The sequence below is a fragment of the Vibrio clamense genome (assembly GCF_050337905.1).
Lineage (GTDB): Bacteria > Pseudomonadota > Gammaproteobacteria > Enterobacterales > Vibrionaceae > Vibrio > Vibrio cortegadensis.
The window spans coordinates 472792-480569 of the sequence record NZ_JAKJTJ010000019.1; the positions used below are offsets into that span (position 1 = coordinate 472792).

6 protein-coding genes and 1 tRNA gene are annotated in these 7778 nt (G+C 44.2%); 3 read left to right on the forward strand and 4 right to left on the reverse strand.

Translation table 11 applies throughout. From position 1 onward, the window contains the following. Positions 1-3 precede the first annotated feature (3 nt). Positions 4-864: an acyl-CoA thioesterase II gene (gene tesB / locus L4C39_RS05070; protein WP_136993694.1), complete on the forward strand. Its 861-nt coding sequence runs from the start codon at positions 4-6 to the stop codon at positions 862-864. Positions 865-929: 65 nt separating this feature from the next. Here the strand turns inward: tesB and L4C39_RS05075 are convergent, their stop codons facing one another. Beyond that, entirely contained in the window at positions 930-1388 is a 459-nt protein-coding gene (locus L4C39_RS05075) for an Lrp/AsnC family transcriptional regulator (protein WP_429744809.1), read from the reverse strand. Between the two features lie 122 nt (positions 1389-1510). Between L4C39_RS05075 and L4C39_RS05080 the strand changes: the two genes are divergently transcribed. After that, the gene (locus tag L4C39_RS05080) at positions 1511-2578 is read left to right on the forward strand and encodes a PLP-dependent cysteine synthase family protein (RefSeq protein ID WP_261888383.1); all 1068 of its coding nucleotides are present in this window, start codon (positions 1511-1513) and stop codon (positions 2576-2578) included. A gap of 142 nt (positions 2579-2720) precedes the next feature. Here L4C39_RS05080 and L4C39_RS05085 read toward each other — a convergent pair whose 3' ends face one another. From L4C39_RS05085 to L4C39_RS05095, 3 genes are read right to left on the reverse strand one after another with little or no spacing between them, the layout of a single operon-like run. Next, positions 2721-3035 (reverse strand): DUF1244 domain-containing protein, encoded by a 315-nt coding sequence (locus L4C39_RS05085; protein WP_017053629.1) that lies wholly within the window; start codon positions 3033-3035, stop codon positions 2721-2723. A gap of 57 nt (positions 3036-3092) precedes the next feature. Further along, positions 3093-6206 carry a vibriobactin export RND transporter permease subunit VexH gene (gene vexH / locus L4C39_RS05090; protein WP_429744811.1) on the reverse strand — a complete coding sequence of 1038 codons (3114 nt, stop codon included), beginning with the start codon at positions 6204-6206 and terminating at the stop codon, positions 3093-3095. Further along, positions 6206-7324, reverse strand: a complete 1119-nt coding sequence (locus tag L4C39_RS05095) for an efflux RND transporter periplasmic adaptor subunit (protein WP_371730529.1) — start codon at positions 7322-7324, stop codon at positions 6206-6208. Before L4C39_RS05095 ends, vexH begins: the two co-directional genes overlap by 1 nt. A 344-nt stretch (positions 7325-7668) precedes the next feature. Between L4C39_RS05095 and L4C39_RS05100 the strand changes: the two genes are divergently transcribed. Beyond that, positions 7669-7753: transfer RNA gene (locus L4C39_RS05100), tRNA-Tyr, on the forward strand. The last annotated feature ends 25 nt before the right edge of the window (positions 7754-7778 follow it).

A 7778-nucleotide genomic window follows, 5' to 3' on the forward strand; every position in this document is an offset into this window, starting at 1 on the left:
AAAATGAGTAAACCACTTAAAGAGTTACTAAGCTTACTGCAACTCGAAAAGCTAGAAGAAGGGCTATTTAGAGGCCAAAGCGAAAACTTAGGCTTACCACAAGTCTATGGGGGACAAGTTCTTGGTCAGGCACTTTCTGCCTCGCGCTATACTGTAGAGGATGACCGTTCTGTTCACTCATTCCACAGCTACTTTCTTTACCCTGGCGATCCGGAAAAACCTATCATTTACGATGTGGAAAACTTAAGGGATGGGCGAAGCTTCAGCACTCGCCGAGTGAAAGCGATTCAAAACGGACGTCCTATTTTTTATCTCACTGCTTCTTATCATGGTAACGAACCAGGATTCGAACACCAAAATACGATGCCAGAGGTTCCCGGCCCTGAAAACTTTGCGTCTGAATCTGAGCTTGCTAGCCATATTGCTGAATTCTTACCTGAAAAATTACGTAAGACATTCTGTGGTGAAAAACCGATCGAAATGCGCCCAGTCACTATCGTCAACCCACTTGCTCCAAAGAAAACAGAGCCAAAGCAGTACTTATGGATCAAAGCCAATGGTGAGATGCCCGATAACCATTTAATTCATCAATACCTGCTGGCTTATGCGTCTGACTGGGGATTTCTGGTTACGGCATTGCATCCGCATGAAGTATCACTGATGACGCCAAAATTCCAAGTGGCTACCATCGACCACTCCATTTGGTTCCATCGCCCATTTAAGCTCGATGAATGGTTGCTATACGCCATTGAGAGCCCGACGGCAAGTAACAACCGTGGACTGGTACGTGGTGAGATTTACAATCGCCAAGGTGATTTAGTGGCAACCGCCGTGCAAGAAGGGGTGATGCGTTTTACGAAATAATGCAAATGAGTGACGCTATATTTTGAATTCCTTTCATACGGCGCAAACCACATTCTTTGTGAAGATTAAATGGGGAGCGCCGTTGTGTATTTCAGCGGCTCCATCGCAAAAGTCGAGGTGACATTTGAGATGCCATCTACACTGTTCACTAATCGCTTGTAAAACTTATCAAAGCATTTCATATCTTTAACGAGAACCTTGAGCATGTAGTCATACTCCCCTGCCATGCGATAAAACTCCATCACCTCTGGAAAAAGCGTCACCGTATCAACAAATTGGCTGTACCATTCATGTGAGTGATTACTGGTCTTAACCATTACGAAAGCGGTAAAAGACAAGCCAAGCTTTTCAGGGTTCAGCAACGCCACTCGCTTTTCAATGATCCCTTTATCTTCCAATCGTTTAAGCCGTTTCCAACAAGGTGTGGTGGTTAAATTCACCGCCTCAGCCAAATCATTTAATGACAAAGTACTATCAACTTGCAGCATTGAGAGCATTTTCTTATCAACGTTATCAAGATCCATTTCATCAAAAACCTTTCACAGAGAAATATATTCTCCTTTTTACCAGAACTAGAGTCTTTTTTGTGAAGTTTTTCTCCCAATTTGTAGGTAAATTAATCTTATACCAAGTTAGGAGATAGCCCATGTGTACTGATCACCAATGGATAAACAATGCAATTCGCAAATTAGAAGCCGATTTTCAACGCTCTGCGGACACTCATCTTATTAAGCTTGAACTTCCTAGTATTGAAGGAGTGGATGTCTACCTAAAAGATGAAAGCACCCATCCCACTGGTTCATTGAAACACCGTTTGGCTCGCTCTCTCTTCTTATACGCGATCAGTAACGGTTGGATTGGGCCAGAGACGACGGTTATTGAATCATCGTCTGGTAGTACTGCGGTATCTGAAGCTTATTTTGCCCGTCTTCTTGGCTTACCTTTTATCGCAGTGATGCCTAAATGCACCGCACGTAAGAAAATCGAACAAATTGAATTCTATGGCGGTACTGCCCACTTAGTGAATAGAACCGATGAGATCTATCAGGAATCTCGCCGTTTAGCCGATGAATTAAACGGCCATTATATGGATCAGTTTACTTACGCTGAACGCGCAACAGATTGGCGCGGAAACAATAACATTGCCAATTCAATCTTTAGCCAAATGAAACTGGAAGATCACCCAGAACCGACTTGGATTGTAATGAGCCCCGGAACAGGAGGGACATCAGCAACGATTGGCCGTTTCATTCGCTACCAAAAATACAACACCAAGCTATGCGTGGTTGACCCTGAAAACTCTGTTTTCCACGACTATTATCGTACTCGCAATACCAACCTCACCGGAGATTGCGGCAGTAAAATTGAAGGCATCGGCAGGCCACGAGTCGAACCGAGTTTCATCCCAGGCGTGATTGATGAAATGCAGACGATCCCAGATGCTGCGAGTGTGGCTACCGCTCACTGGTTAGAAAAAGTATTGGGGCGAAAAGTGGGGGCATCGACAGGTACTAACCTATATGGCGTTCTGCAATTGGCGGCTAAAATGAAAGCCAAAGGGGAAACGGGATCCATTGTTACGCTGTTATGTGACAGTGGCGAGCGCTACTTAGATACTTATTACAACCCTGAGTGGGTCGCGAATAATATTGGTGATCTTCAACCTTACTTGGAACGTTTAGAAGCATTTGAGTCGACGGGTTATATTGAGTAGCCGTTTATATTGAGCAGCCGTTTACGCTCGCTCTATCTCATCCTAAAATACGTTGATTAAAAAAGCCTACAGACACTTTCAATTTGAAAGAACAATGTGCTGTAGGCTTTTATCTTATGACGTTTACTGATGTCTGATTTAACTACTTCTGTTTTGCGTCAAAGGCAGCAAGTTGCTCTGGCGTTGCTTTGGGCTGATGATTCTGCTTCCACTCATCATAAGTCATGCCATACACTCGTTCACGGGCATCATCAATATCGAGATCCAATCCTTGGGTTTCAGCTTCTGCCTTATACCATTTACTAAAACAGTTACGGCAGAAACCCGCGAGGATCATCAGATCGATATTTTGCACATCTTTATTATCATCTAAATGCGCCAGTAAGCGTCGAAATGCTGCTGCATCTAGTTTGTCTTGTTGCTCTTGAGTCAGATTTTTATATTTGAAATCAGCCACTTTACTTTCCCTTTCTTCTTAGTATTTATGCTTGTATGTTAGCACTGTTTACTTCATTTATCCGTGGCTTGTTCGCCCTTTTGTGTCGTGATCTAATTCTCGATTCAGCTCTGCTTCTACATGACCAGGCGATTGGGTATGACCCGAAATCAGGCGATACATCGCAGGAATCACGAACAGTGTCACTAGTGTCGCAAACGCCATACCAAAGAAGATCACCGTACCAACCGCGACTCGGCTTTCATAACCAGCGCCCGTTGACATAATCAATGGTATTGCGCCCGCTAGCGTAGTAAATGCAGTCATCAATATTGGCCTTAAACGACGAGCAGCGGCATCGACAATCGCTTGTTCAAATTCAATACCACGGTCTCTTAATTGGTTTGCAAACTCAACTATCAATATTCCGTTTTTGGTCACCATCCCGATCAACATGATCATGCCGATTTGGCTATAAATATTAAGCCCTTGCTCCATCACAACCAGCCCGAGGAAGCCGCCAAAGACGCCCATTGGAACGGTAAACATCACCACCATTGGGTTAATGAAGCTTTCAAACTGAGCCGCTAGTACCAAGTACGCCACCAGCAGTGCTAGACCAAATACGATTAAAATACTCGACTGATTCTCTTTGAAGTCTTTAGATTCACCGGTGTAATCAACTGAAATATCGCCAGGCAAGAGTTCAATGGCTTTTGCATCAAGAAAATCCAATGCCTCACCCAGCGTTGCATCATTGATTAAATTGGCACTCAAGGTGATCGATTTCTGTTTATTGACATGAGAAAGTCGAATCGATGACGCGACTTCTTCGATCTTCGTCACCGTATCAAGAGTCACTAAATCGCCACTCGCGGTTCTCATGTAAATTTGGCTCAAGTCCGCCGCATTGTTGAAGCTATTTTCGTCACCACGTAAGTACACATCGTACTCTTCACCGCGATCAACAAAGGTTGTTTCACTTTTTCCGCCTAGCATGACTTCTAATGTATCGGAAATATCGGAAATTTTAATGCCAAGCTGTGACGCGCGATCTCTATCGACAGATACAACTAGCTCAGGTGTTTTTTCTGAGTAGTTGATGTCTGCGCCTTCCATAAGTGAACTATTGTTGGCTTCTGTTTTGAGTATCTCTGCCCATTTTTGTAACTCTTTATAGTCCGAACCGCCCAAGACAAACTGAACGGGCTCACTCGATCCACCACGGAACCCCGGCATCATAGGGAAGACTCTGGCATCGGGAATATCGACCAAGGTTTTACGGATCAACCCTAATGCTTGTTGCGCGGTTTGGTCTCTGTCTTCCCAATCTTCCAAAATCATGATGACAAAGCCGGTTTGGTCACCCGCCATTCCACCAAATGCTGGCGATTGGATGCTGAATGATTTCAGAACGCCTTGGCCCAACAGTGGCATTAGACGTTGCTCTACTAAGTCCATATTGGAGCTCATGCGGTTGTAACTGGTTGCGTCTGCACCACGAGCAAAGGCAAAGATCGCACCTCGGTCTTCTTGCGGTGTCAGTTGAGCGGGAACATGGTTAAGTAAAGCAAAGCTACCACCAATACAGCTGATTATGATGATTGGGGCAACCCATCGCCACTGCACGGCTCTTTTCACTAAACTCCGGTATCCCTCTTCAAGACGAGCGAAGATTCGTTCTATAAAGAGGTTAAAGCGGTTTGGTTTCACATTGGCTTTAAGGATCTTACTCCCTAACACTGGCGTTAACGTCAGTGCGATGAGTGAAGAGAAAATAACGGACATCGCTAACAACACTGAAAATTCGGTAAAGAGCAAACCGACCATGCCGTCCATGAAGGAGATGGGTAAGAACACCATGACCAAAACTAAGGTGGTTGCCACTACCGCAAAACCCACTTCACGTACACCTTTATATGCCGCGAGTAATGGCTTTTCACCTTTTTCAATGTGATGGAAAATGTTTTCAACCACTACAATGGCGTCATCGACCACTAAACCAATTGATAGTATGAGTGCCATTAAGGTGATCAGGTTAATCGAGAAACCAAAATAGTATGCCGCCATAAATGAGGAGATCAGCGACACTGGCACCGTCACTGCGGGAATCAACGTCGCTCTTGCTTGCCCAATAAAGACATACAGAACCAGTATGACCAATCCACCTGTAATAAATAGTGTGTTGTAGACTTCTGAAATTGAACGATCGATGAACACGGTAGAGTCGTAATCAACCGCTAAGCGAGTACCTTCTGGCAAGAATTGTTGGATCTTAGCGACTTCTTCGTGAACGAGACTTGCTACTTCTAATGGGTTCGCGTCCGACTGAGGCACAATGCCCATACTTACGTTGACTACGCCATCACTTTTAAACGTAGAATTTTCATTCTCTGCGCCAAGAAATACATCAGCAACATCTTTAAGGTAAATCGACGTACCATCACTGGTGGTTTTCACTACAAGGTAGTTGAAATCATCCGCTTGCTGATAAAGACGTTCCGTTCTTACTGACATGACAATCGAATCATTACGAACTTCACCGCCCGGGCTTTCGATATTCTCTGAACGTAAAGCATTGGTAATATCAGTGGTGGTGATACCGCGCCCTGCCATCAGTTCAGGTTTCAACTTCACATACATCACTTTGTAAAGGCCGCCAGAGATATCGACCGAACTCACTCCTGAGATCAGGCTGAACCTATCCATTAATACACGCTCGGTGTAATCGGTCAGTTCAGTGCGATCCATGATGTCGGAGCTTAAATTGATGTACATCGACGCTTCGCCACTACCGTTATTTTTGTAAACGATAGGATCATCCGCTTCATCAGGAAGACCACGCTGAGCTCGCGCAACCGCATCTCGAACGTCACTCACCCCAGTATTTAAGTCGTAACCTAAATCGAATGTGATGGTGATTCGAGAACTGCCATTTCTTGTGGTTGAACTGATTTCATCAATACCACTGATCCCAGAAAGCTGATCTTCAAGTACTGTGGTGATCTGACTCTCCATAATGGTGGCAGACGCCCCTTCATAGCGAGTACTGACCGACACCACTGGGTTTTCAATATCAGGCATCTCACGAACAGCAAGTTTGTTAAATGACACGATACCAAATACACAAAGCAATAGACTTAGAACAATCGCGACAACTGGCCTTTTTACCGCTGTATCAGACAACCACATTATTGTTGCTCCTTCTCAGCATGAACACTTGAAGCTGGTTCGTTGCTGATCATTGCAGATGCATCATTTTTTTCAACAGGCTCTCCGGCAGCATTAACCAATTTAATTGCAACGCCATCACGCATATTAACCAAGCCTTGAACAACAATGCTTTGCCCGATCTCTAATCCTTTCTCGATAACGACTTCATTACCTACGCGAGCGCCTAGAAGCACTTCTTGACGATGAGCTTTATTCTGGTCATCAATAATGTATACATATCGCTTAGTGCCCGAGTACTGCAATGCTTGCACTGGGATAATAGGAGCACTGATTGCTGGGAAATCAATCGTAGCCGCCATTAGCATGCCCGGTTTGAGTTTACTCTCCGGATTAGCAAATTCGATTCGTACGCGCAGGTTAAGTGTTTCTTGGTTAATACGAGAATCAATCCCAACCACTTCACCAGCAAAAGACTGATCGCCCCACGCTTGGCTCGTCGCGATCACTTTCATACCAGTTGATAGCTTAGATAAGTAACGTTCAGGCACTTGTAAATCGAGCTGCATTAGAGAAAGGTTATCCAATGTGATGAGTTCACTCCCGACACTCACCATTTTACCCAGGCTGAAATCAACAAAGCCGACAGTGCCAGCAAATGGCGCACTGATGTGTAAATCGCGTAAATTTGCGTTTGCCGCTTCTAAACGAGCTTGAGCAATATCAACATTGGTTTTTTGTGCATCAATTTCCGTTTGAGTGATCGCATTGCGCTTCACCAGACGTTCAAACTCTTTCAACTTTCGCTGCTCATCTTTTAAATAAGCGTTCGCCTCTTTAACTGCAGCACTCGCTTTGTCATCATTTAGCTGAACCAATAACTGGCCCTGTTTCACCTTCTGATTTGCGTAAATCGCAATTTGCTCTACTTTTCCTGAAACTTCAGGAGAAATGACCACAGATTGTTTGGCCTCAAGTTTTCCAATCAGTGAAAGCGATTGAGATATATCGTGCTGAGAAACAGTTTGAGCAACAACGGCTACCGTTCTCCCTCCTGTAGATGGACGCTTAGCGTTAGAAACCGAACTAAATGCAACAACTGAAATGGCGAAGAGCGCCACTATTGTATTTTTTTTCATACGACTACTTATATAAAAGAGGTTATTACCAATATTGATGGCTCTAGTTTACCAACAGATTGGCGGTTTGTTCGTCAAGGAATGTAAAGCCGATAGATAAAATGTAAAAGAACCAAAGAAATAGAGACATCAATCTCAATTACCTCGTATAAATATCGCTGCCTTAATAGACAAAATGCGCATTTTCCGGCTTCCTTGCCCAAAAAGGCAGCATTCAACTCAAAATCATACGAAAAATCCTTTACAGCTTTAACGAGTTTGCTATGATGCGCTCCGCACTTGAGGGATGAGTTGGGAAAACATTCTTTTAGTTTACTTCTTATAAAGAAGTAAGAAATACCCCTGGAGGGGTTCCCGAGTGGCCAAAGGGATCAGACTGTAAATCTGACGGCACTGCCTTCGATGGTTCGAATCCGTCCCCCTCCACCATATTCTCTTAAGCGATTTATCGTTT